Source organism: Kutzneria chonburiensis (genome assembly GCF_028622115.1).
Lineage (GTDB): Bacteria > Actinomycetota > Actinomycetes > Mycobacteriales > Pseudonocardiaceae > Kutzneria > Kutzneria chonburiensis.
Genome location: NZ_CP097263.1, coordinates 665,696 through 688,346, shown reverse-complemented (window position 1 = coordinate 688,346; position 22,651 = coordinate 665,696). Strand labels below are relative to the sequence as shown.

Genomic DNA, 22,651 nt, shown 5'->3' with positions numbered 1-22,651 from the left:
TTCAGCGCAGCGTGGGGACATCACCGGAAGGCCGCCACTCGACGGTGGTGCGAGCACTCCACGCGGAGGCGAGCGCGGTGAGACCGTCGGCGGTCACCGGGGTGCGGCCGAGGCCGATGGCGTAAGTGTGCGGGGCGAACGGGCGAGGCCACGCGTGCACATCAGGCATCTCCGGCTCCAGCAAGGCGAGTAGCGCCCGAACGCGACCCCGAAACAGACCATCGTCGGCGGCGGCGAGCACGGCCCACGCGGCGTGACGCTGATGCAGCGGAGGAGATTCGAGTAGGCGGGGCAACGGATCCAGCTCGGTGGCGGCGATCTCCCAGGCGCGGTAGAGCTCCTGCGTGAGCAGGTCACGCATACCGAGGCCGACCTGTTCGGTGCACGAACGAATGGGCTCGGTGGGAGTCATGATCGTGACGGGCCCGTAGGCGGTGTGCCTGCCGCGTAGGGCAACGGCATCGCGCCAGTCCCAAGCGGCCCATTGGGCGAAGAAGTCGACCAAACTCGAGGAATCAACGGAAGCGGCCATGATCGCCCAGGCGATGCCGGGCAGGCCGCCGAACGGGGCCGAATCCAGGCCGCGAGCCCTGGCCCACGCCTTGACCGAACGGACCACAGTGGTGTTCACGCCGCTGAGGGCCTCGGCATCGGTGACAGCGCTCAGCGCGATCGCAGCGGCCGATCCCAGCTCCGCGCGGCGACCGACCACCTCGGCCGGGTCCAGGTCACCGGTGTCGACCAGCGCCAGATCCACCTTCCGGCCATCGATGACCATCCGCGTGCCCGGCACCCGCGCCCCCACGACCGGCCGGACGTCGGTGATGCCCGGCGCGTCGGTAAGACCTGTTACCGCGATACCTCTTACCGCCGCGACAAGGTCCACATCGGAGTCGGCCAACGCGGTGCCCGTACGCTGCGAACCGACAACGTGCACCACGGCGGCGTCCAGTGCGGCGGCCACCCGATCGACGATGGCGTCGACCGAGGCGCTCTCGGCCACGGTCGCGCCGCTGGCATCGGGGATCCACCCCACAGTGCCGGTGCCGAGAGCGATGCGGGCGCGGACGCGCATTGGCTCGTCGGCGCGGCGGGAGAGCACGACCAGCTCGCCTACCTGGGCGTCCACAGGGGACAGTCGGGCGGCGCACTCGGCCGCAACCGTTTGCGCGTCTTTGCTGCGGCCCAACGTGAGGTGCGGCGTGAAGTCCCGGCCACCACAAGCGGGGAACGGGCGAGCGATGACGGAGCGCAGCTCCGTCCATTCGGGAGCGACGGGGTCGAGCCAGATGGTGGCGTCATGGCGATGGCCGAAGGTGTGCACGCCGTCCAGGCGCACGGAAAACGGCGGCACCTGGGCGACAGCGGCGGCCAACAGGGGTATGGCGCGTTCGAATTCCGACTCGGGCACGAAGCCGAACAACAGGTTCACGTGGGCGGGCCAACGGTCGAACTGCGGATCGTGCCGGCGGCGCAGGGCGGCCACCTCGGGCAGGTCAGGCGGCAGCCAGGCGACGGCGGTGCGGGCAGTGGGCGGGATGTCGAGGACATCACCGTCCTCCTTGCCCACCAACAACTCTGCCTCGACGCCGTAGTGGTCGGAGACGGGGGCGCGCCGCAGCGAGGCGTTGACGGGACGCAGCCCACGGACCAGAACGCGGTCGATCCGCGAAGCGCGGCCGGTCAGCGACGATATTGCGGCGAGCGGGTTGGCCACGGGGTCGAAGGTCGGGGTCTGGTCGGCGAGGCCGTGGACCTCGGCCCACGCGTCGGTCAGCTGTAGGGCCTCGGCCGGCATCGAGGTGCCGTCGTTGAAGTCGCCCAACAGCACCAACGGACAATCCACATCGGACAGGCCGTCGAAGATCGCCGCGAGTTCCGTGACACGAATCTCGGCGCCACGGTCGCTGTGGTCGCTGGTCAGGTGCGTGGTGGCCACGGCGACCACGCCGGCGGCGGTCTCCACGACAAAAGCGGAGACGGCCTTGTGTGGGCCGAGATCGTGAAAACCGGCCTCGCGCACGGGAATTCGGCTCAGCAGCAGCAAGCCGGTGCTGTCGACCTCCCGGCCGTCGATGGCGCTGACCACGTACTCGGTGCGCACCCAGGGCGTGGCCAGCAACAGCGTCAACAAGCCGGCCTCGACCTCCTGGAGGGCGATCACGTCGGCGTCGGCGCTGCGCAGCTCCTCGATCAGCCGCGGACGGCGGCCGGCGGTGTCGATACGGTCGGCGTCGTAGCGGTCCCACAAGGTGTTCCACGTCAACACCCGAAGCCGGCCATCGCCGAAAAGTCCATCTTGGACAGTGCGGACCGGCGACCAGGCCAGGCCGTCCCACGCGAACGGGGACTTGGCGGTGAAGAACGGGGCGTGCAGTCGACGCGGATCGAGCACGCGGCCGGCCTCGGACTCGTCGATCCGGTCGACGCCGCTGGCGCGGTCCCACACCAACTCGCCGTCGGCCTCCACGAACACGATGCGGTGCCACGGAATCTCGCCGCCGGGCACGAACGCGGGCAGCGGCACACGCTTGGGCGGCCGGCCGCGCATGCCCACGCCCAGCACGAACCGGGCCGGGTCGAACCGCGCATCCCAGCGGACCCGGTGATAGATCTCCTCGCTGGTCCGCATCATCCCTCCTCGCGACCGAGCGCCCCGGCGGCGTCCTCGACCCTACCGGACGGGCCGACGTACCACGTGCGGTGCGCCTCGCCCGGATACGGCGGTGAGAACCGGCCCAGCTGGGCGGAAAGCACCTCCGACGGCACCGGATGCCTGCGGTTGCCGTTGCGGCGGAACAGCTCCTCGGCCGGCACCAGCAGCACCGCGTTGGTGACCAAGGCGTCCCGCCGGGCCGCGACGGTCTCGATCATGCCGCGCTGCCGGCGGTTCAGCGACGTCGCGTCCCACACCACGGTCCGTCCGGGCTTGAGGGTCTGATCCAGCTGCCGCACGCCGAGGTGAAAAATGGCCGAGTTGGCGCTCTGGTCGGCCCGAGAGCCCCGGGCCTCGCGCAGGTCGTCCAGTGACACGACCTCGTCGATCCCCTTGAGGGAAGCGATGAACTGGCTCTTGCCGCTGCCCGACGGGCCGATCATGGCGATCAGACGGGGGAAATCGCCCGACCGCCAGCGCCACGACAGCGGAATCGCCTCGGCGGCAGTGGAAATCCGGCACCGGGCCTCGGCCCAGCAACGGTCGGCCACGTCCTCGTCGAGCGCCTGCATCCGCAGCGCCGACTTCAGTGGCTCGAACGGATTCGCGCCTAGCAGACCGGCTTCCTCGGCATGCAGCGAAGACCACTCGACCTCGGGGTTGTCCGGCTGGGCCGCCGCGGCAACGGCATGCAGCACACCGAGATCGGCCGCCAACGCCAACCGCGTGAGCCCGACCCGACGCTCCTCGTCGGGGAACGGCGTCAGCAGTCGGCCGTACAGACCGGTCAGGTCGGCGACCTGTCGAGCGAGCCGCATGCCGAGCGGTGCAACGAGATCCGCCGCGACCCTCCACCGCGACTGCCCACGCAGCATCGTCGCCAGCACGCCGGAGAGCCGAGCGTCTCCCCTACGCCCCAGCAGATCCAGCCGACCGACCACGTCACCGAGGTCTTCCACCGCGTCAAACCCTACCGCGTTCAGCAAGGCCGGCACGTCCGGCGCCATGCCGGCGCGGACGTCCCACAGCGCCGACGCCGGGCCGCGGCCGTTGGCCACCACCGGGGCCAGCATCCAGTGCTGGTCGGTCTGCACGTGGCCGGTCCGCACCCACTTCGCCACACGGTGCCGGAACTTGTCGAACGTGAAGCTGTCGGCGGCCCGGACGACGTAGCCCTCCTGCCTGCTCAGGTCGAGCCGGAGCTTGCGCAGCACGCGTTCGTCGAAAACACCGCGCCACAACACCTTCGGCGTCGGGATGCCCAGCGACGTGGCAAACCGGACCGTGGCGTCCCAGGACAGGCAGCGGTCGCCGGCCCACACCGAGAAGGCGTAGAACCAGCTGTCCAGGTCGTCGTAGCCGAGGGAATGGCGGGCGAACATGTTCTCGCCGCACACCCGCCATCCCTCCGGTATCGCGCCGGACACGTTGCCGTGCAAGGACTTCACCCACGCCCGCGACGGGTGATGGGCCGAGTCCAACGACCGGGCGTGCAGGCCGTCGCGGTACAGCGTGGTGTTCTCGCCGTCCAGCTTCTCGGTCACCACGACCTCGCGCCCGGCCAGCCCGGACACGTCCGCGGTCCGCTCGTCGTCCGCCGTGGCGCCCGGGGACCACGGCAGGTGCGGCGTGCGCGGATAGTGTCTTCTCAAGGGGGCAACCTTCACGGCCCGAAGTCCTTGCGCTTGATCTTCGCCCGCCGGCCGTCCTGGTGGTGGAACACCAGTCCCTCGGCCAGGTTCCCCGGCGAGTAGACACTGTCCACAGTGGCCAGGAACGCCTTCAGGCCGGCGAAGTCCCGTGGCACGTCAAGATACACCGGCGCGCTCAGGTTGAACGGCACGCAGACATGGGCGTCAAGGCCGAGCGGATTGCCCTGCACGCGCGGGCCGATCGCCTCGCACGAGTGCTCGCCGTCCGGCCACGCCGACACGTCGGTGCCGTCGGCCGCCGCCGTGATCCACTTGTCCTCGGGACCGGCGTCGACGTACCAGCCGTCCACGATGCCGCGCTGCTTCTGCTCCCGGTTCGGGTTGCGCCGCTTCTCGACCCGGACGACGCTGCCACAGCGCACGGTCAGCCGGACGTTGGTGCCGTCGAGCTTCTCCGTCGCCGTGCCCTCGCCGTCGAACACCCACGCGCAGTCGGCGCGCGGGCGGTCGACGACGTGGAAACGGCCGTCCCGCTCGAAGATCGTCGGAATCTTCTCCATGGCCGTGCCCCCTTGATCGTCCGTTGTCGGCGATCAGGTTGACACACGGGACCCGGTTCGTCCCAACGAAATCCTCAGGGGGCCACCTTGAAGCCCGGCGTGAGCACCAGATTGGCCAACTGGTCGTCGGTCAGCGGCAGCGTCGCCAGGCCGGCCGCGCCCGACATGAAGTAGTCCTTGCTCTGCGTCAGGTACACCACCGTGCCGTCCGGATACCGGTACGCCGCGAGCGCGTCGGGATGCGAGCTGGTGGTGTGCCGGACCAGCCCGACGTGCTTGCCGGCCACCTGGACGTCCTGGCAGTCGCCGCCGATCGTCCCGCCCCAGAAGGCCTTGGCCGCCAGGCAGGGGTCGGCCGGGATGTCGTTGCCCGGGCTGTGCACTTCGACGTTCAGCTGTCCGGCGCCGTTGGCCCCCGGCGGGGCGACCGCCTCAATCGCCGAATAGCTCCACGTGTTCTTGTCCCAGTCCTCGACCTGGGCCTGATGCGTGCGCAGGTCGAACCGCGCGCCCTTGGTCTGCTCCGCGGTGGCCCGCTGGAGCGGGTACGGCAGGATGCCGTCGAGCGCGTCCAACAGCTGCACGCCCTTGTCGTACTGCGGGCCCTTGTACTGCGTACGGTCGCCGTGCGAGATCGACGACGTCGGCGCGGGCGTCGTCTTCGGCCCCGCCGCCGGGCCCAGCAGCGTGCGCGCCGACGGCACCGTGAATGCCCCCGCGACCAGCGCCACCACCGCCACGCCCACCCCCAGGCCGGCGATGTTCGCCCGCCGGGCCCGCAGCGCCCGCTGCGCCTTCGTCAGCGCCGCATCGGCCGTCACCGGGCGCGGCGGGACCGCCTCCGTCATCGCATCCCTGAGTGCTTCCCGCAGGTCCTGCTCGTTCACGCGCCCCTCCTCGGGCTCAGTGGTGTCACGTCCAGCAGCGTTCGCAGCGCCTGCAACCCCCGTGCCGCCTGGCTCTTCACGGTCCCTTCCGAGCACTCCAGCAGCCGGGCCGTGTCCTCGATCGACAGGTCCTCCCAGTACCTGAGCACCAGCACCGCCCGCTGCCCCTTCGGCACCCGGGCCAGCGCCGCCAGCAGCATCATCCGGTCCTCCGGCTGCCCGATCCCGCGGTCCGCGGCGTCCTCGTGCTCCGCCGTGACGTGCTCCCGCCGGAACCAGCCAAGGCGGCGCTCCGACAGGAACGTCCGCACCAGCACCTTGCGGGCGTAGCCGTCCAGCGCCTCCCGGTCGGTCAGCTTCGGCCACTGCCGGTACAGCTTCGTGAACGTGACCTGGGTCAGGTCCTCGGCGCGGTGCCAGTCCCCGCACAGCAGGTAGGCCGTGCGCTGCAGCCCGTCCCCCTTGGCCGTGACGAACTGCGCGAACGCGATGTCGCGATCGGCCATGTCCCCTCCGTGTCGTCGGCTCCACCAGTGAACACGCCCGCGACAGCCGCCGGGGTTGCACGAATTCCGTCGGCCGCAGAGGGGGTGCTGGACGGGCGCTCGTCGTCCCTGATCAGGGGCAGGGCGGCTGGTATTCGACGCCGGGTAGGTAGCGGTCCCACTCCTCGGCGGTGATCCGGGGCCAAGCGGTGGCGCAGATGCGGGAGATGGTGCCGGAGACGTCAGGATCCCACGACCGCACGGTGTCGTCGCCGGCGCTCAAGAGCGTGCCGCCGGCGAAGGCGACGACGTTGACGGTGTCGGCGTGGCCGGTGAGAACCGTGGGGGTGCCGGGATTATGCACGTCCCAGAGGCGCACGGTGTCGTCGGTGCCGGCGGACGCGAGGGTGGAACCGTTGGGCGAGAAGGAAAGTGCCTCGACGGCGTCGGTGTGGCCGGTGAACAGCGCGGTCTGGTGGTGCAGGTCCCACAGTCGCACGGTGGTGTCGACGCCGCCGGAAGCCAAGGTGGAACCGTCGGGGGAAAAGGCGAGGGCGTTGACGACGTCGGTGTGCCCGAACAGGGTGGCGAGCAGGGAGCGGTCGGACAGGCGCCAGACGCGGATCTTGTTGTCGGCGGCGCCGGAGGCCAGGTAACGGCCGTCAGGGCTGAAGGCGACGGCGGTGGCGGTGGGGCCGGAGGACGGCAGCCGCAACGCCTCGGTGCCACGCCAGAGCCGAACGGAACCGTCGATGCCGGAACCGGCCAGGGTGTGCCCGTCGGGACTGAAGGCGGACCAGACGGCGGGATCGGTCTGCTGGACGGAGACCTGGGCCGGATGGTCGACGTCCCAACGGCGCACTGCACCGGAAACGTCCACAGTGGACACTACGTGGCCGTCGAAGAAGGCGGCGTTAATCGGGGACGAGCCGCCGGGGAAGGTGGCGATCACCCGTGAGCCGGCGGAAACGTCGATCAGGCGGGTGACGCCGTCGCGGCCGCCGACGACGGCCTGGGAGCCGTGCACGGCGACGGCGGTGGCGGGAGTCCGCGGCGAGAGGTCCTCGACGCGAACGGTCTTGTCGGAGCTGGCGGTGGCCAACACCTGCCCGTCGGGCCCGAAAGCGACCGAGGAGACGGCGTTGGTGTGCCCTGGCAGCGACTGGGACTCGCGGGCCTGCCGCGGCTGCGAGACGTCCCACAGCCGCACGGTCTTGTCGGCGCTGCCGCTGGCCAGAGTGCGCCCGTCGGGGCTGAAAGCCAGCGCCAGCAAGGCTTTGCTGTGCCCTGCCAACGTGGCGAGCTGCGTGCCGTCGAGGTCCCAGAGCCGGATCGTGGCGTCATTGCCGGCAGTGGCGAGCACGGAAGGGCCGAAGGCGACGGCGGTCATCGCCCCCGGGGCCTTGAGGACAGCCCCGGCCAAGGGTTGCCGAGCGTCGGTGACGTTCCACAGCCGAGCGGTGCCGTCGTAGTTGGCGGTGGCCACGGTGTGGCCGTCACGGCTGAAGGCGACACCGGGCACGACGCCGCCGTTGCCGGGGATGACGGCCAGCTGACCGGCGGTGTCGACGTCCCACAGCCGCGCGGTGTTGTCGTAACCGCCGGAGGCGAGGGTGCGGCCGTCGGGGCTGAACGCCACGAAAGCCACCATGGCGGCGTGTCCGGCCAAGGAAGCACGCTTTCGTGGCTGGCGAGGATCGCTCACATCCCACAGCTCGACGACGTGGTCCGCGCCGCCGGTGGCGATGAGAGTGCCGGCGGCGTTGACGGCGACGGAGGTCACCGGGCCGCTACGGCCGGGCAATTTCGCCACAGATACCGGGTGGTGCGGATCGGCAACGTCGAACAGGGTCACGGCCCCGTCGTCGCCGCTGGCGACGAGCAGATGCCCGCGCTGGCTCACCGCCGTGCTCAGGGCCGCGCCGTTCCCCACGCTGACCTGCGCCGCGTACGGGGCGGCCAGGCTGCTGAGCACGCTGTCCCGCGCCGACGGCGACGGATCGAGCCGATAGGCGGCGACCGTCAGTTGCAGGGCCAGCGCCGGATCGGTTGCCCGCAGCGACGTCAGCCCCAGCAGACGCTGCGACAACGCCACATTGCGCTGCTCGGTGGCGGTCCGCGACGCCTGGACGGCGTACGCCGTGGCCGCGACGGCGATCAGCAGCAGCGCGCCGAGCAGGGCCGCGGCCTGGCGCAGGCGACGCGTGCGGCCCCGTCGCGCCGACAGGCTGGCGTCGAGGAAAGCGTGCTCCCGCAGGCTGACGGCCTCGCCGGCGCGCTCGGTCCACTCGGCCGCCGACTCGAGGCGGATGCCCTGGTAGAGCGCACCCGGGTCGCGGCCGAGCGATTCCCAGTCGTCGGTGGCCTGGGTCAGCCGGCGGTGGATGCGCAGCCCCTCGCGGTCCTCGGCCAGCCAGTCCCGCAGCCGCGGCCAGTGCCGGATCAGGGCCTCGTGCGCGATCTCGACGCCGTCGGCCTCCGTGGTCAGCAGCCGGGCGTCGACCAGTGCGTCAAGAACGGCGTTGGTGGCCGGATCCGCGTCCAGCTCCCGGCCTGACACCCTCCGTTTGGTGTCCTCGGTGCCGTCGCCGAGGGCGATCAGCCGCAGGAACAGCCGGCGGGCGGTGCGCTGCTGCTCCTCGGTCAGCCTGTCGTACACCTCGTCGGCGGTACGGGCGAGGGCGTGGTGGATGCCGCCGACCGCTTCGTAGCCGGCCACGGTCAGCGTGGTTCCCTGTCGACGTCGCCACGTCTCCAGCAGGGCGTGCGAGAGCATCGGCAGCGCGGCGGCCTCGCCGGCGGCATCGGACACCATGCGCGCGACCAGGGCCGTGGACACGATGCAGCCGGCCCCGACCGCCGGCTGGATGATGGCCCGGCGCAGCTCTTCCGGGTTCATCGGGCCGACGAGCACCTGCGCGTCCCGCAACGCCGCGACCAGGCCCTGGTGCCGCGCGCAGTGCCCGTAGAAGTCGGCGCGGACGCCGATGACCACGCGCGCCCGCCCGGCCGAGGCGAGCAGCAGCGTGGTGATGAAGGCGTCCCGCTCGGCCCGGTTCTCACACAGCGTGAAAACCTCTTCGAACTGGTCCACGACCAGCAGCAGGTCGACGTCGTCGCCACGGTCGACCAGCGCCTGCCGAATACGCAGCCCGAGATTCTCCGGGTCGGCCGAGAATTCGGCCCGCAGCGCCACCGGCGATTCACCGAGAAAAGCGGCCAGCTGCACGGCACATTCCTCGACCGGCGATCGACCCGGCGTGAAAAGAATGGTCGGCCGATTTCCCCTACCGGCCACGAGGCCGGCCCTGAGAATGGAGGACTTACCCGACCCCGACGGTCCGAAAAGGCCGACGAAGCGGTGGTCGCGCGTCCGCTCGACGAGTTCGGCGACCAGTTCCTCGCGGCCGAAGAACCGATCGGCGTCGCCGACCTGGAACGGCGTCAGGCCGACGTAGGGTGCGTCGGCCTGCTCGGCCTCGACCACCGGCTCGCGCATCTCGGCCATCGCGTCGCGCCAGCGCCGCTCCCAGGCCACGGTGTCGCCGGCGCAGGCCGACACGTAGGCCAGCGTGACCGACAGGCTGGGCAGCCGACGGCCGGCCGCCGCCTCGGACAGTGCGGCCGGCGAGTAGTGGGCCCGGCGGCTCAACTCGCGGTAGACCGGGTTTCCCGCGCGTTCCCGCAGTTTGCGCAGGTCAGCGGCGAACCGCAGGACCGGGCTGTCCCCGGCCGCGAGCGGGCGCTCGACACGTGGCATTGGCGATCATCCCCCCGGAGTTCTCGCCGCATTGTTCACAAGATGATGTCCAGAGTCCAGTCGTCGACCGCGAACAACGAGTCACGGAGTACACAGGACATCGGCGGCGGCCCGGCCTCACCCCCAGAGAGGCCGGTCGCCGCCTTTGTCGTCAGCGGTCACCGAATTCCCGGCCAACTAATTCCCGGTCAGCTGATTCTCACGCGGCCAGCACGATGAGCAGGCCGGCCCCGGCCAGGGCGAGCCCGATGCCGAGCCGCGCGTCACGGGTGCGCCGAGCCGGCCACGCGACGGCCGCGCCGGCCACGATCGGCGCCAGCCCGAGGTAGCGGACCCAGTCCGGCCAGGACAGACCGGCGACCAGGCTGCCGAGAATGCCGGCGGTCACGCCACACCTGCCTGCCAAGACGCGTACGGGCAACGGCTCATTCCCGCACAGTAACGCCGGTGTCCGTAGGGGAACAAAAGATGCGCCGAAACCGACCGGGTTTGTGCACGCGCACAGTCGCGCTGCCTACGGTGATCACGGGGAACCACCGTGAGAGAGGCCATTTCTGGTGAGACGTGTGCTGTCTGCTGCCGCCGTCGTCGCGGCGGCAGTGATCACCATGGGCAACGCCGCCGCCGTCGGCGCGACCTACCCGACCGAGACGATCACCTGGGGCGCCTGCTCCGACCAGACGCTGGCCAACGCCGGCGCGCAGTGCGGCACCCTTCAGGTGCCGCTCGACCACGCCAACCCGACGGGTACGAAGCTCACGCTTGCACTGTCCCGCTTGGCGCACAAGGCTTCCAGTGCCTATCAGGGCGTCATGATCGCGGCGCCGGATCCGCTGGCCGGCGCCGGCTACGAGTCCTCGCTGCTCGGCCAGCAGCTGCCCGGCGGCGACGGCTACGACTGGATCGGCATCGCCCGCCGTGGCCTCGCGCCCAGCGTGCCGGCGCTGAGCTGCGATCCGGGCTACAACTCCTTCAACCGTCCGAACTACGCGCCGACCGCGCCGACCAACGAGGTCGACTGGCTCAACCGGGTGCAGGGTTACGCCACCGCGTGCGGCCAGGCCAATCCGGACCTGTTGCCGCATATGAAGACCACCGACGTGGCCGCCGACATCGACGACGTCCGCGCGGCGCTCGGCGTGGTCCAGACCAGCCTGTACGCCCAGTCGTACGGCACCTACGTGGGCGAGGTCTACGCCACGCTGCACCCGTTGGCGGTCAAGCGGATGGTGCTGGACAGCGCCATCAACCCGGACCGGGTCTGGTACAACGCGGCCAACCTTGACCAGAACGCCAACCTGGAGCGGAACTTCCACCTGTTCTTCGACTGGCTGGCCGGCAACGACGCCACCTATCACCTCGGCACCACGCGTGACGCCATCCAGCAGGTGTGGACGGCGCAGCTGGCCGCGGTCACGGCCCATCCGGCCAACGGCCTGATCGGGCCGGCCGAGCTGACCGATCTGCTCACGCTGACGCCGTACTACCAGGCCTTCTGGCCGACGCTCGGCGGCATGTTCGCCAACTTCGTGCACACCGGCGACGCTTCGGCGTTGCAGTTCCTGTACACGCAGTTCTACCAGCGCGGCACCGACAACGTGTACGCCGCGCTGCTGGCCGAGACCTGCACCGACGCCCCGTCGCCGGCTGACTGGTCGACCTGGCGGACCAACGCGCAGGCCGCCGCCACGCAGGCGCCGGACATCGCGTGGGGCAACAACTGGTTCAACGCCCCGTGCCGGGTATGGCCGGCCAAGGCGGCGAATCCGGTGCCGGTGCTCGGGCTGACCAGTGCCAGTGTCCTGCTGCTGCAGAACGAACTTGACGGTGTCGCCCCGCCGTCCGGCAGCATGGCCTTGCGCCAGCGGTATTCCCACTCCGCACTGCTGACCGTGCACGGCGCGATCACCCACGGTGTCACGCCGACCGCGGACACATGTGTGAACTCCGTGCTGGGCAACTATCTCAGCAGCGGAACGTTGCCGGCGCGGAAGGCCGGCAACGCCTCCGACGCCGAGTGCGCGGCCCCGCCCGCGCCCGTCGCCGGCTGATCCACCCACCAGACGCCGCCCCGACTTCCCAGTCGGGGCGGCGTTTTTCGTGCCCGCCGAGGAGGTCTAGACCAAATCTGTCAAGGGTGAACGCTTCGCCGGCGGATCTTTCGCTGTCACGATGGGCGGACGCCGCCACGGGACATCACGTCATTACCCCTGCGATGACTGTGAGGAAACATCATGGCGAAGGTTTCGACGCGCCTCGTCGCCCTCTCCGGGCTCGTGCTCAGCGGCCTGCTGGCCGCCGCCCCGCTGGCCTCGGCCGGCACCGTGCCCGCGAACGTCGCCGTGCCGGCGTCGCCGCTGTGCACCCAGCAGAGCACGCTGGCCGGCACCCATTTGTCGGACAAGCAGATCGCCCAGTACGCGCGCAACAACGGCGGCCTGCACGGCAACGGCCTGGTCATCTCCATCGCGGTCGCACTGGCCGAGAGCCAGGGCTGGACCAAGGCGGTGCTGATCAACACCGACTGCAGCCGCGACCGCGGCGTGTGGCAGATCAACTCCAAGTGGCACAGCGAGGTCTCGGACGCCCAGGCGTTCAACCCGGTCACCGCGGCCCAACAGACGGCCCGCATCTCGTCCAACGGCAGCAACTGGACGCCGTGGACGACCTACCAGAACGGCGCCTACAACCAGTTCATGTCCCGCGCCCGCACCGCCGCCTCCCAGGTCGGCGGCTGAGCGAACAGCGCCGGCCGTCCCACGGGCGGCCGGCGCTTTCGGTCAGCGCCAGTCGAAACGGTAGGCGCGGTAGGTGTTCACACCGGCCGGGAACTTCGCGCCGAACACGACGGCCCCGTGCCGGTCGAACTCCGACAGGTACGGCAGCGCGCCCCAGCCGACGAACGTCCGCCCGCCCGGCTCCGGCTGCGCGTTGCCCTGCGACGTCGCGAGCAGCCCGGCCGGCTGGTTGTACGTCCGCACCAGGGTTGCCGTGTGTTTGGCCGGATCCAGCTTCACCACGACAACCCGACTGTTGGCGTACTCGGACACGGCCCCGCTGCCGGTGTTGGCCACGCCGGCGGATTCGTTGTCGAAGAACGAGTAGTAGCCGTTACCCAGCGGCTCCGGGTCGTGCTGCCAGGCGACCAGCGCACCGGCCGTGTTGAGCTCCGCGCCTTCCGGCGTGAACGAGCTGGCCTTTCCTCCCAGCTGCCACAGGATTCGGCCGTCACGCCGGGAGATCTCGTAGGCCGCCCAGGTGTTTCGGGAATCCAGCAGCAGATTGTCCCCGTCCACCTTGACCGCGTTGATGTGGAACCAGTCCCACGGCGTGTCGGGCGAGGCCGGCAGCGGCTGCTGGCTCTGCGCGTACGGCACGTGATCGCTGCTGTCCCACTGGAAGAGCACCGCGCCGGTGGCGATGTCGATCTCCTGCACGACGCCGTCGATCACCTGCTGGCGTGCCGGCCCGCCGATCGACGTGAGATCGGCGGTGGCCTGACGGTAGGCCAGGATCAGCGCGGTGCCGCGCGGCGTGATGACGAACTCGTGGCCATCGGCCTGATAGCCGTTGCCGGCCCGGACCTCGGCGATCTGGTGGTAGTCGGCGTCGTAGATCTCGTCGACACCGACGGCCAGTCCGCCCAATCCCTTGCCCTGCCACCAGGTCAGCACCGGCCGGCCGTGATAGGTCTGCCTGCGGAAGTCGGCGGCCGACAGGCCGGCCGGCAAGATGTGCGACCACACGGTCTTCTTGCCGTCGGGACTGAGAATGGCCACGCCGTTGGCGTACTTGCCGTCGGCCGAGGTCGGGGTGACGAAGATGTCCCCCTTCCCGGCGTTTGGGGCATTCGTGAGCACCGTCAGCGGCGGCAGCTGTGGCTCGGCGGCGGCGGCCGGTGCGGCGGGGACGAGGGCGGCGATGGCCAACGCGAGAATGGGCAGGCGCATGGCCGTATGCCTAACAATGCCGACCCCGGCGGGGAAGCGCATCCAGAGTGTGGGAACTAGCGCGAATGACTGGACAACATGGTGTTGTGCAGCACTTCCACGTGCCGGCAGGTGACGGCGACGGCGGTCATCGCGTCGCGGCGGTCGACGGCGGCGACCAGTTCGGCGTGCTCGCGGTTGGATTCCCGCAGGTATTCCAAGGGGTACGGCAGGTAGTAGCGGTAGAGCTCGCGCACGACCTCGCCGTGGCGGCGGATGCCGGCGGTGACGCCGCTGGCCTCGACGACGGCGGTGTGGAAACGGGCGTCCAGCTCGTGGAATTCGGCCCAACCGGAGGCTTTCTCCATACGTAGCACCAGATTCCACAGCTCGGACACGATGTCGTCGTCACGCCGCAGCGCGGCCAGATGCACCAGGCCCACTTCCAACGCGAGGCGGTGGTCGATCAGCTCGTGCACCTCGGCCGTGGCTCCGGTGTAGGCGGCGATTTCCGCGACAGCGCCCAGCGCCGGCTCAGCGGCGACCGAGGTTCCGCCGCCGCGGCCGCGTCGCCGGACGAGCACGCCGTCGGTGCACAGGGACACCAGCGCCCGGCGCACGGTGATCTCGCCGACGCCGAGCGCGGAGGCGATTTCCGGCCCCGGCGGCAGGGCCTCGCCCGGCGCGAGCAGCCCGAGTTCGACAGCCAGCGCGATGCGCGCCCGCACCGTGTCCAGCGCGGACAGCCGGCGAATGCCGGTCAGCGCGGGCGCGCTCAGGCCGTCCATGCCGGCCACCCTACCCGTTCAAACTGCTCAATTTGAACACTCTTGTGAAAGTGTTCAGCTTGGACTATTTTGCCGGCAACACGGAAGGAGCCGCCCGTGCTGCCGATGGTCCTGGTCCAGGCCGAGCCCGTGCCGTTCGACCGGCCGCTGGACGTGTTCGTCGACGAGGTCGCGGCGGTGCTGGCCGAGCATCCCGGCACCCGCCTGCTGATGTACCCCGAGCTGCACCTGTGCGGTGCGGAGCGGCCGGCCGACAGCGCCGAGCCGCTCGACGGCCCGCGCACCCGCCGACTGGCCGAACTGGCCGGCGACCTGGGCATCTGGCTGGTGCCGGGCAGCGTCTGCGAGCTGGGGCCGGCGGGCGAGGTGTTCAACACCGCGCTGGCCTTCTCCCCCGATGGTTCGCTGGTCGCCTCGTATCGGAAGATCTTCCCGTGGCGGCCGTACGAGCCCTACGACCCCGGTGATCGGTTCGTCGTCTTCGACATCCCCGAGGCCGGTCGGATCGGCTTCTCCATCTGCTACGACGCGTGGTTTCCCGAGCTGACCCGGCATCTGGCCTGGATGGGCGCGGAGGTCGTGCTCAACCCCGTGCAGACGACCACGGCCGACCGCGTCCAGGAGCTGGTGTTGGCCCGCGCCAACGCGATCGTCAACCAGGTCTTCGTGGTCAGCCTCAACGTGGCCGGGCCGTTCGGCATGGGACGCAGCATCGTCGTCGGGCCCGAGGGCCAGGTGCTGGCCGAGACGCCCGACGCGGCGCCGGCCGTGCTGCCGGTGGCGTTGGACGTCGACGAGGTGGCCCGCGTCCGGCAGCGGGGAACCGCCGGCGTGAACCGGATGTGGGAGCAGTTCACGGAATCCGACGCTCCCATCGAGCTTCCGCTTTACCAGGGCAGGATCGAGCCCGGCCGCTGGCGGCCGCGTGGAGGTGGCGAGCGATGACCACAACCCTCACCCCGCATCTGCGACTGAGAGGCGTTGTCCTTTTTGGACTGGCCTACATGGCGCCGCTGATCGTCCTTGGCACGTACGGCATCGTGGCCGTCACCACGGACGGCACGGTGCCGACGGCGTACCTGCTGGCCACCGTCGCGATGCTGTTCACCGCCGCCAGCTACGGGCGCATGGCGGCGGAGTATCCGGTCGCCGGTTCGGCGTATACTTACGTGCGTAAGTCTATCGACTCCCGCGTCGGCTTCCTGGTCGGCTGGGCCGTGTTGCTGGACTACTTCTTCCTGCCCATGGTGATCTGGCTGATCGGCGCGGCCTACATGTCGGCCCAGTTCCCGTCGGTGCCGAGTTTCGTGTGGGTGCTGGGCTTCATCGTGCTCACGACCGTCCTCAACGTACTGGGCATCCGGGTGGCGGTGACGGCCAACTTCCTGCTGATGGCCTTCCAGCTGCTGGTGATCCTGTTCTTCGTGATCCTGTCGTTCAGCCACGCCCCCGGCCTGCTCAGCGGAACTCCCTTCTACCACAGCGGTTCCTCGTTCGGCGGCATCTCGGCCGGGGCCGCCGTCGCCGCGTATTCCTTCCTCGGCTTCGACGCCGTGACCACGCTGACCGAGGAGACCTTCGAGCCGCGCAAGACCATTCCCCGCGCCATCCTGCTCACCGCGCTGCTCGGCGGTGTGTTGTTCGTGATCCTGTCCTACGCCACCCAATTGGTGCACCCCGGCGCCGTCTTCCACGACGAGTCCTCGGCCGCCTTCGAGATCGCCACCGACATCGGCGGCGACCTGTTCGCCGCGATCTTCCTGGCCGGGCTGATGGTGGCGCAGTTCGCCTCCGGCATCGCCGCCCAGGCCGGCGCCTCCCGGCTGATGTTCGCCATGGGCCGCGACGGCGTGCTGCCCAAGCGGTTCTTCGGCTACCTGCAACCGAAGCTGGAGACGCCGGTGTTCGGCATCGTCCTCATCGGACTGATCGGACTCGGCGCGCTGGCCCTCGACGTCACCACGTCGACGTCGTTCATCAACTTCGGCGCGTTCACCGCCTTCACCTTCGTCAACCTGTCGGTGATCGCCCTGTGGCTGCGGCAACGCGGCTCCGTGCTGCGCAATCTCGTCGTGCCGGTCGTCGGCGCGGCCGTCGACCTCTGGCTGCTCGTCCACCTCGACGGCACCGCCATCACCCTCGGCCTGATCTGGCTGGCCCTCGGCGTCTGCTACCTCGCCTACCTCACCCGCGGCTTCCGCCGCCCGCCCCCGGAAGTCGTGTTCGAGGAGTGAATCCGCTTGCGCCGGCCGGCCGACTCCCCTATGCAAGGAGGCGAGTACCACTCGACTTTGTTGGGGAGCCCGCCGTGAAATCCGTTCGCGTTGTCCTGACCGTCGCCGCCGTTGTCGCCGCCACCCTGGCCGGCGCCGGCCCCGCGCAGGCGGGCGCACGGTCCTGCCACGTGCTGGTGTGCGAGGAGATCGAGGGCACCGGGCTCCAGGTGGAGTGGGTGGAGGCGCAGCTGACCTGGAACAGCCGGTTCTTCGGGCACTTCCAGATCTCCGGCGGCGGCCTGAACGTCAACTCGGGCACGCAGAGCTGGGGCTTCCCGGACCACTGGCGGGTCACCGTCGGCCACAACCTGCCCGACCAGGCGCTGGTCTGTGTGGCCGGCTGGGAGCACATCAACGGCGGCTACCGCCAGCGCGGCAACGCCTGCAACAAGATCCACGCCTGAGCCGGCCAGTTCGCGGATTAATTTACACCGAAATAAGAACCCGCTACGGTCGTTTCATGGCCACGACAATCGTCGAAGCGACCGAGGAACTCATTCCCGAGCTGGTGGCGTCCGCGGGCGCGCTGTTCGCCGAGGACGGCGGGCGGCGCGACCCGTGGATGGACACCGACTGGCCGAACAAGCACGGCACCGACTACTACCGAGGCCTCCTGACCAGCGCTTTGTGTCTGCTGGCCCGGGTCGACGACGTGCCGGCCGGCCACCTGGTCGGCCGGCTGAACAGCAGCGAGCTCCGGCCCGGCGCGACGACGGCCGTGCTGGAAAGCATGCGGGTCGGCGAGGAATTCCGCCGCACCGGCGCGGGTTCGGCATTGGTCGCCGAATTCACCGCCTGGGCCGAACGGAACGGCGCGACCGAATTCCGGGTGACTGCGTTCGTCGACAACGAGGCGGCGATCGCGTTCTACCGTTCGCACGGATTCGCGCCGTTCGAACTGACCCTGCGCCGGAGTTAACGCGCAGCGCGCAGCACGTCGGCCAGCACTGCGGCGTGGCTGATCTCCACGGCGGCGGTGGCGGTCAACAGGGTCACGGTGCCGGCCAGCTCGACCAGTCCGCGCAGCGCCGCCTGCCGGTCGGGGTCGTCGAGCTCGGCTCGGTACCGCTGCGCGAACTCCTCGAAGCGATCGGGGTCGTGGCCGTACCAGACGCGCAGCTCGGTGGACGGCGACACGGACCGGCACCAGCTGTCCAAGTGGGCCAGTTCCTTGCGCAGCCCGCGCGGCCAGAGCCGGTCGACCAGCACCCGCGTCCCGTCATCGGCGCTCGGATCGTCGTAGACCCGCGCCACCCGTACCGCCTCCACGCGCGGACGATAAACCTTCACCAGGGACCCCGCTACCTGTAGATACACTCTCGCGATGCTGCTGGTGAAGCTCTTGGGGGCGCTGCACGCAGAAGTGGACGGACGAGAGCTGGACCTGGGGCCACCCAAGCAACGGGCCCTGTTCGCGCAGCTGGCGGTGCGGCGCAACCAGGTGGTCTCGCGCACCGAGCTGATCGACGGCGTGTGGGGCGAGGAACCCCCGGAAAGCGTCCGCGGCATCATCCACACCTACGTCTCCAAGCTGCGGCAGGCGCTGGCCGGCGACCGCAGGGCGACGGCCCGCGAAAGCGTGCTGACCAGCGTGGGCTCGGGCTATCGGCTGGCGCTGGAGCCGGCGAACCTGGACGCCTGGCGGTTCGAGCACGCGTTCCACCAGGCCCGCGCGGCCGACGACGTCGAGCGGGCGATCGCGTACTGGGATGACGGCCTGAAGCTGTGGCAGGGCGCGCCGCTGCCGGGGGTGCCGGGGCCGTTCGCGGCGAGCGAGCGCCAGCATCTGGAGGAGCTGCGGCTGGCGGCGATCGAGGACCGCGCGGAGGCGCTGCTGTCGCTGGGCCGGGAGTCCGAAGTGGTCGTCGACCTGCGGACGACCGTGGAGGACAACCCGCTGCGGGAGCGGTTGCGAGCCCTGCACATGATCGCCCTGTACCGGGGCGGCCGGCAGGCCGAGGCGCTGGAGCACCACGACCGGCTGCGCCGGATGCTGGCCGCGGAGCTGGGCGTCGACCCGGGCACCGAGGTGCAGGACGTCTACCAGCAGATCCTGGCCAACGACCCGGCGCTGGGCCGGCCGACGCCCCGCGTGACGGTGACGCTGCCCCGCGAGGAGCCGCCGACACCGACGCGTGAAGGTCGGAGTCCGTATCCGGGGCTGCTGGCCTTCTCGGTGGGCAACGCGCAGTACTTCTTCGGGCGTGAGCAGCTGACGGCGACGCTGGTGGACCGGCTGGGCGACCCGCGCCGAGACGGCCCGATGGCCGTGGTCGGCGCGTCCGGCTCGGGCAAGTCCTCGCTTTTGCGGGCCGGCCTGGTGCCGACGATCGAGGGCATGGATCTGGCCACGCCGCGACGCTGGTCGTGGCTGCTGTTCACGCCGGGCAACAAACCGGTGGAGGCGCTGGCCTCTGCGCTGGCCCAGGGCACCGGACGGCCGCCGTCCGAGCTGCTGGCGCTGATGCAGGAGGATCCGGGCGAACTGGCCGGCGTGCTGGACGGCGCTGATCCAAGGAGCTCTGGACGCCTCGTGGTGGTGATCGACCAGTTCGAGGAGCTGTTCACGCTCTGCGACGACGAGGCCCAGCGGCGGATCTTCGTCGCGGCGTTGACCGCACTGAACGCAGCCGTGGTGTACGGGGTGCGGGCCGACTTCTACGGGCACTGCGCGCGTTTTCCGGAGCTGGTGGCGTCCCTCGAACGGGCGGTCGTGGTCGGCCCGATGACGGCGTCGGCGCTGCGGGAGACGATCGAACGGCCGGCCGCGCTGGCCGGGTTGGAGCTGGAACCGGGACTCGCCGACCTGCTGCTGCGCGATCTCGGTGCCGAAGAAGACACCGGCGGTGCGCTGCCGCTGCTCGCGCACGCGCTGCTCGCCACGTGGCAGGTCCGCGAAGGCAATCGGCTGACGTTGCAGGGGTACGCCGAGGTCGGCGGCATCCACCGGGCCATCGCCACGACGGCCGACGCCACTTACGCACGGTTCGATCCGGCCGGCCGCGACCTGGTGCGGCGGCTGTTGCTGCGCATGGTGCACGTCGGCGAGGGCGTCGAGGTGACCCGGGCCCGGGTCGACCGGGCCAGCCTGATCGACGGTGCCGCCGACCCGGGCACCGCGGCGGCGGTGCTGGACGCGCTGGCCCGCGCGCGGCTGGTCACGTTGGATGAGCACACCGCGGAGATCAGCCACGAGGCGCTGCTGCGGTCGTGGCCACGGCTGCGGCAGTGGGTCGCCGACAACCGCGAGGGCCTGCGGCTGCACCAACAGCTGGCGCAGGACGCCCGGTCGTGGCAGCGCGACGGCCGTGACGACTCGGGGCTGTACCGGGGTGCGAAGCTGGCCATCGCGCTGAACTCGGCCCCGGACGACGGCTCGCTGGCGCCGGTCGAGCGGGAGTTGTTGGACGCCAGCCGTTCTCGTGAGACGGCCGAGCAGCAGGCGGCGGTGCGGCAGACCCGGCGGCTGCGGCAGCTGGTGGCCGCGTTGACCGTGCTGTTGCTGGTGGCCGTGGCCTCGACGGTCTTTGCCTTTGTGGAGCGGTCGACGGCGTTGCGGGAGCGGGCCGATGCCATGTCGAGACAGGTCGCGCTGCGCGCGAATTCCCTACAGGCCGCCGATCCCGCGCTGGCGGCGCAGCTGAGCCTGGTGGCGTACCGGATCTCCCCCACCGCGGAGGCCCGTGGCAGCCTGCTGACGACTTCGGGCGTGCCCGCGACGACTCGGCTGCTAGGCCACAACGACGGCGTGACTGCCTTGTCGTACGGCGGAAATCTGCTGGCCAGTGCCAGCAAGGACAAGTCGGTTCGGCTGTGGGACGGTCGCACTTCCGTTGCCACGCTTCAGGTTCCCAGCGCCGCGTACGGGGTGGCGTTGAGCCGTGACGGCAAACGCTTGGCCGCCGGCATCGCCGACGGGTCGATCATCCTGTGGGACGTCAGCAATCCCCACAGCCCGGCGCAGCTCGCAGTGGCCAAGGGCCACACCGACAGCGTGTTCGCGCTGGCGTTCAGCCCCGACGGCACGCGACTCGCGTCGGCCAGCGGGGACAAGACCGTGCGACTGTGGCAAGTGGACGGTCGTCAGGTCACGTCGCTGTTCACGTTGGCCGGGCACGAGAAGACCGTCACCTCGATCGCGTACAGCCCGGACGGCAAGCTGATCGCCAGCGGCAGCTACGACAACACGGTGCGGCTGTGGGACACCGCCACCGGCGCGCCGGCCGGCGTGCTGACCGGCCACACCAATGCCGTGACGGGCGTGGCGTTCAGCCCCGACAGCCGACGCCTGGCCAGCGCCAGCTACGACGAGTCGGTGCGCGTCTGGGATCCGGCCAATGGCGCTGCGGTGTCGACGTTCACCGGCGCCACCAGTTTCCTCGAAGCCGTCGCGTTCAGCCCCGACGGCCGCACGGTCGCGGCCGGCGGCGACGACCACATCACCCGGCTGTGGGACGTCGCCGGCGGCACGCAGGTCGCCGCCTTCACCGCCCCCTCGACGATCCGGGCGGTCATGTTCAGCCCCGACGGCTCATCGGTGGCGACCGGGGCCGCGAACTGGTGCGTGTCGGTGTGGGACGTGCGGGCCGCCGAGGTCGACGGACATGCGCAGTCGGGCTGGGGCATGGCGTTCGACAAGACGGGCAAGGTGCTGGCCAGCGGCCACTACGACGGCACCGTGCGGCTGTGGGGCACCTCGGACCCGCGCCGGCCAACGGCCCTGGCCACGCTGACCGGGCACACCGGGCCGGTGACCTCGGTGGCGTTCAGCCCGGACGACAAGACCCTGGCCAGCGTGAGCTACGACCACACCGCGAGGCTGTGGGACGTCGCCGACCCGGCCCATGCCCGGTTGCTGACCACCATTCCGGCGTCCACCGGGCAGTTGGAAGCGGTCGTGTACGATCCGTCAGGGAAAATGATAGTCACATCTGGTGACGATCATTTGATCAGACTATGGGACGTGACGGACACGACACACGTGACGGAGATCGGGAAACCGCTGGCCGAGCACACCGACGGGGTGAGCTCGCTGGCCTTCTCGGCCGACGGCAAGACCCTGGCCAGCGGCAGCTACGACGGCTCGGCCCGGCTGTGGGACGTCTCCGATCCGGTGCATCCGGTCAGCCGATACCGGTTCGCCGCCGAGCATCCGGCCGCGATCCGCAGCATCGCCCTGTCGCCCGACGGCACGCTGCTGGCCACCGGCGGCGAGGACCACGCCGTCGAGCTGTACGCCGTCGGCGACGCTCCGTCGCAGGTCAGCGTCCTGACCGACCACACCAACACCGTGACGTCGGTGGTGTTCTCCGCCGACGGCAAGTCGCTGGCCAGCGCCAGCTGGGACCGGACGGTGTCCATCTGGGACGTCAGCGATCCCCATGCGCCGCAGCCGACGGCCACCCTGTCCGGGCCGACCGACAACGTGACCGCGGTGGCGTTCGATCCACGTGGTGGCAGCATCGCCGCCGGCGTGGCCAACGGGCCGAACTCCTTGTGGCAGACCGATCCCGAGGCCGTGGCGGGCCAGGTGTGCGCGGTGCGGGGCACGCCGGTCAGCGCCGCCGAGTGGCGGACCTATGTGAGCGAGGACTCGCCGACAGACCCGTGCTGACCGTGGAATACTGTCGAGCGTCCGGTAGTTGAGAGTTCAAGTAC

At 70.4% G+C, this 22,651-nt stretch carries 17 protein-coding genes; 7 read left to right on the top strand and 10 right to left on the bottom strand.

All coding sequences use genetic code 11. From position 1 onward, the window contains the following. Nucleotide 1: 1 nt before the first annotated feature. The 7 genes from M3Q35_RS03280 to M3Q35_RS03250 form a co-directional block, all read right to left on the bottom strand. Complete coding sequence (locus tag M3Q35_RS03280) at nucleotides 2–2,632, bottom strand: RNA repair domain-containing protein (RefSeq protein WP_273940090.1); 2,631 nt, start codon at nucleotides 2,630–2,632, stop codon at nucleotides 2–4. Beyond that, the gene (locus M3Q35_RS03275; RefSeq protein ID WP_273940089.1) at nucleotides 2,632–4,308 is read right to left on the bottom strand and encodes an RNA ligase family protein; all 1,677 of its coding nucleotides are present in this window, start codon (nucleotides 4,306–4,308) and stop codon (nucleotides 2,632–2,634) included. Before M3Q35_RS03275 ends, M3Q35_RS03280 begins: the two co-directional genes overlap by 1 nt. 11 nt (nucleotides 4,309–4,319) lie before the next feature. Next, nucleotides 4,320–4,868 carry a hypothetical protein gene (locus M3Q35_RS03270; protein ID WP_273940088.1) on the bottom strand — a complete coding sequence of 183 codons (549 nt, stop codon included), beginning with the start codon at nucleotides 4,866–4,868 and terminating at the stop codon, nucleotides 4,320–4,322. Nucleotides 4,869–4,942: 74 nt separating this feature from the next. Then, nucleotides 4,943–5,755, bottom strand: a complete 813-nt coding sequence (locus M3Q35_RS03265; RefSeq protein ID WP_273940087.1) for a hypothetical protein — start codon at nucleotides 5,753–5,755, stop codon at nucleotides 4,943–4,945. Then, nucleotides 5,752–6,261 carry a SigE family RNA polymerase sigma factor gene (locus M3Q35_RS03260; protein WP_273940086.1) on the bottom strand — a complete coding sequence of 170 codons (510 nt, stop codon included), beginning with the start codon at nucleotides 6,259–6,261 and terminating at the stop codon, nucleotides 5,752–5,754. Before M3Q35_RS03260 ends, M3Q35_RS03265 begins: the two co-directional genes overlap by 4 nt. Nucleotides 6,262–6,373: 112 nt before the next feature. Then, nucleotides 6,374–10,000: an nSTAND1 domain-containing NTPase gene (locus M3Q35_RS03255; protein ID WP_273940085.1), complete on the bottom strand. Its 3,627-nt coding sequence runs from the start codon at nucleotides 9,998–10,000 to the stop codon at nucleotides 6,374–6,376. Between the two features lie 199 nt (nucleotides 10,001–10,199). Further along, a complete protein-coding gene (locus tag M3Q35_RS03250) occupies nucleotides 10,200–10,388 on the bottom strand; it encodes a hypothetical protein (protein ID WP_273940084.1) in 189 nt (62 codons plus the stop codon). 178 nt (nucleotides 10,389–10,566) lie between these two features. On the opposite strand from M3Q35_RS03250, the gene M3Q35_RS03245 reads away from it, so the two are divergent. Beyond that, on the top strand, nucleotides 10,567–12,051 hold the full coding sequence (locus M3Q35_RS03245; RefSeq protein WP_273940083.1) for an alpha/beta fold hydrolase: 1,485 nt from the start codon (nucleotides 10,567–10,569) through the stop codon (nucleotides 12,049–12,051). 183 nt (nucleotides 12,052–12,234) lie between these two features. Next, nucleotides 12,235–12,738 (top strand): transglycosylase SLT domain-containing protein, encoded by a 504-nt coding sequence (locus M3Q35_RS03240; RefSeq protein WP_273940082.1) that lies wholly within the window; start codon nucleotides 12,235–12,237, stop codon nucleotides 12,736–12,738. A gap of 42 nt (nucleotides 12,739–12,780) precedes the next feature. Here M3Q35_RS03240 and M3Q35_RS03235 read toward each other — a convergent pair whose 3' ends face one another. Further along, a complete protein-coding gene (locus M3Q35_RS03235; RefSeq protein ID WP_273940081.1) occupies nucleotides 12,781–13,950 on the bottom strand; it encodes an arylsulfotransferase family protein in 1,170 nt (389 codons plus the stop codon). Nucleotides 13,951–14,006: 56 nt separating this feature from the next. Further along, nucleotides 14,007–14,717, bottom strand: a complete 711-nt coding sequence (locus M3Q35_RS03230) for a FadR/GntR family transcriptional regulator (protein WP_273940080.1) — start codon at nucleotides 14,715–14,717, stop codon at nucleotides 14,007–14,009. Between the two features lie 105 nt (nucleotides 14,718–14,822). On the opposite strand from M3Q35_RS03230, the gene M3Q35_RS03225 reads away from it, so the two are divergent. The 4 genes from M3Q35_RS03225 (at nucleotide 14,823) to M3Q35_RS03210 (ending at nucleotide 17,912) form a co-directional block, all read left to right on the top strand. Beyond that, nucleotides 14,823–15,662, top strand: coding sequence for a carbon-nitrogen hydrolase family protein (locus M3Q35_RS03225; RefSeq protein ID WP_273944238.1), 840 nt, complete (start codon nucleotides 14,823–14,825; stop codon nucleotides 15,660–15,662). Next, nucleotides 15,659–16,951, top strand: a complete 1,293-nt coding sequence (locus M3Q35_RS03220; protein ID WP_273940079.1) for an APC family permease — start codon at nucleotides 15,659–15,661, stop codon at nucleotides 16,949–16,951. Before M3Q35_RS03225 ends, M3Q35_RS03220 begins: the two co-directional genes overlap by 4 nt. A gap of 74 nt (nucleotides 16,952–17,025) precedes the next feature. Next, on the top strand, nucleotides 17,026–17,397 hold the full coding sequence (locus M3Q35_RS03215) for a hypothetical protein (RefSeq protein ID WP_273940078.1): 372 nt from the start codon (nucleotides 17,026–17,028) through the stop codon (nucleotides 17,395–17,397). Nucleotides 17,398–17,453: 56 nt separating this feature from the next. After that, nucleotides 17,454–17,912 carry a GNAT family N-acetyltransferase gene (locus tag M3Q35_RS03210; RefSeq protein WP_273940077.1) on the top strand — a complete coding sequence of 153 codons (459 nt, stop codon included), beginning with the start codon at nucleotides 17,454–17,456 and terminating at the stop codon, nucleotides 17,910–17,912. Here M3Q35_RS03210 and M3Q35_RS03205 read toward each other — a convergent pair. Then, entirely contained in the window at nucleotides 17,909–18,262 is a 354-nt protein-coding gene (locus tag M3Q35_RS03205) for a DUF488 domain-containing protein (RefSeq protein ID WP_273940076.1), read from the bottom strand. The two genes, M3Q35_RS03210 and M3Q35_RS03205, sit on opposite strands and share 4 nt — an antisense overlap. 55 nt (nucleotides 18,263–18,317) lie before the next feature. Between M3Q35_RS03205 and M3Q35_RS03200 the strand changes: the two genes are divergently transcribed. Continuing rightward, entirely contained in the window at nucleotides 18,318–22,607 is a 4,290-nt protein-coding gene (locus tag M3Q35_RS03200) for an nSTAND1 domain-containing NTPase (RefSeq protein ID WP_273940075.1), read from the top strand. The last annotated feature ends 44 nt before the right edge of the window (nucleotides 22,608–22,651 follow it).

Excerpts from the sequence above, each read along its gene's own strand:
- M3Q35_RS03230 (WP_273940080.1), bottom strand. The coding sequence starts at position 14,717 with ATGGACGGCCTGAGCGCGCCCGCGCTGACCGGCATTCGCCGGCTGTCC.
- M3Q35_RS03255 (WP_273940085.1), bottom strand. The coding sequence starts at position 10,000 with ATGCCACGTGTCGAGCGCCCGCTCGCGGCCGGGGACAGCCCGGTCCTG.
- M3Q35_RS03280 (WP_273940090.1), bottom strand. The coding sequence starts at position 2,632 with ATGCGGACCAGCGAGGAGATCTATCACCGGGTCCGCTGGGATGCGCGG.
- M3Q35_RS03260 (WP_273940086.1), bottom strand. The coding sequence starts at position 6,261 with ATGGCCGATCGCGACATCGCGTTCGCGCAGTTCGTCACGGCCAAGGGG.
- M3Q35_RS03210 (WP_273940077.1), top strand. The coding sequence starts at position 17,454 with ATGGCCACGACAATCGTCGAAGCGACCGAGGAACTCATTCCCGAGCTG.
- M3Q35_RS03225 (WP_273944238.1), top strand. The coding sequence starts at position 14,823 with ATGGTCCTGGTCCAGGCCGAGCCCGTGCCGTTCGACCGGCCGCTGGAC.
- M3Q35_RS03220 (WP_273940079.1), top strand. The coding sequence starts at position 15,659 with ATGACCACAACCCTCACCCCGCATCTGCGACTGAGAGGCGTTGTCCTT.
- M3Q35_RS03240 (WP_273940082.1), top strand. The coding sequence starts at position 12,235 with ATGGCGAAGGTTTCGACGCGCCTCGTCGCCCTCTCCGGGCTCGTGCTC.
- M3Q35_RS03200 (WP_273940075.1), top strand. The coding sequence starts at position 18,318 with ATGCTGCTGGTGAAGCTCTTGGGGGCGCTGCACGCAGAAGTGGACGGA.
- M3Q35_RS03235 (WP_273940081.1), bottom strand. The coding sequence starts at position 13,950 with ATGCGCCTGCCCATTCTCGCGTTGGCCATCGCCGCCCTCGTCCCCGCC.
- M3Q35_RS03270 (WP_273940088.1), bottom strand. The coding sequence starts at position 4,868 with ATGGAGAAGATTCCGACGATCTTCGAGCGGGACGGCCGTTTCCACGTC.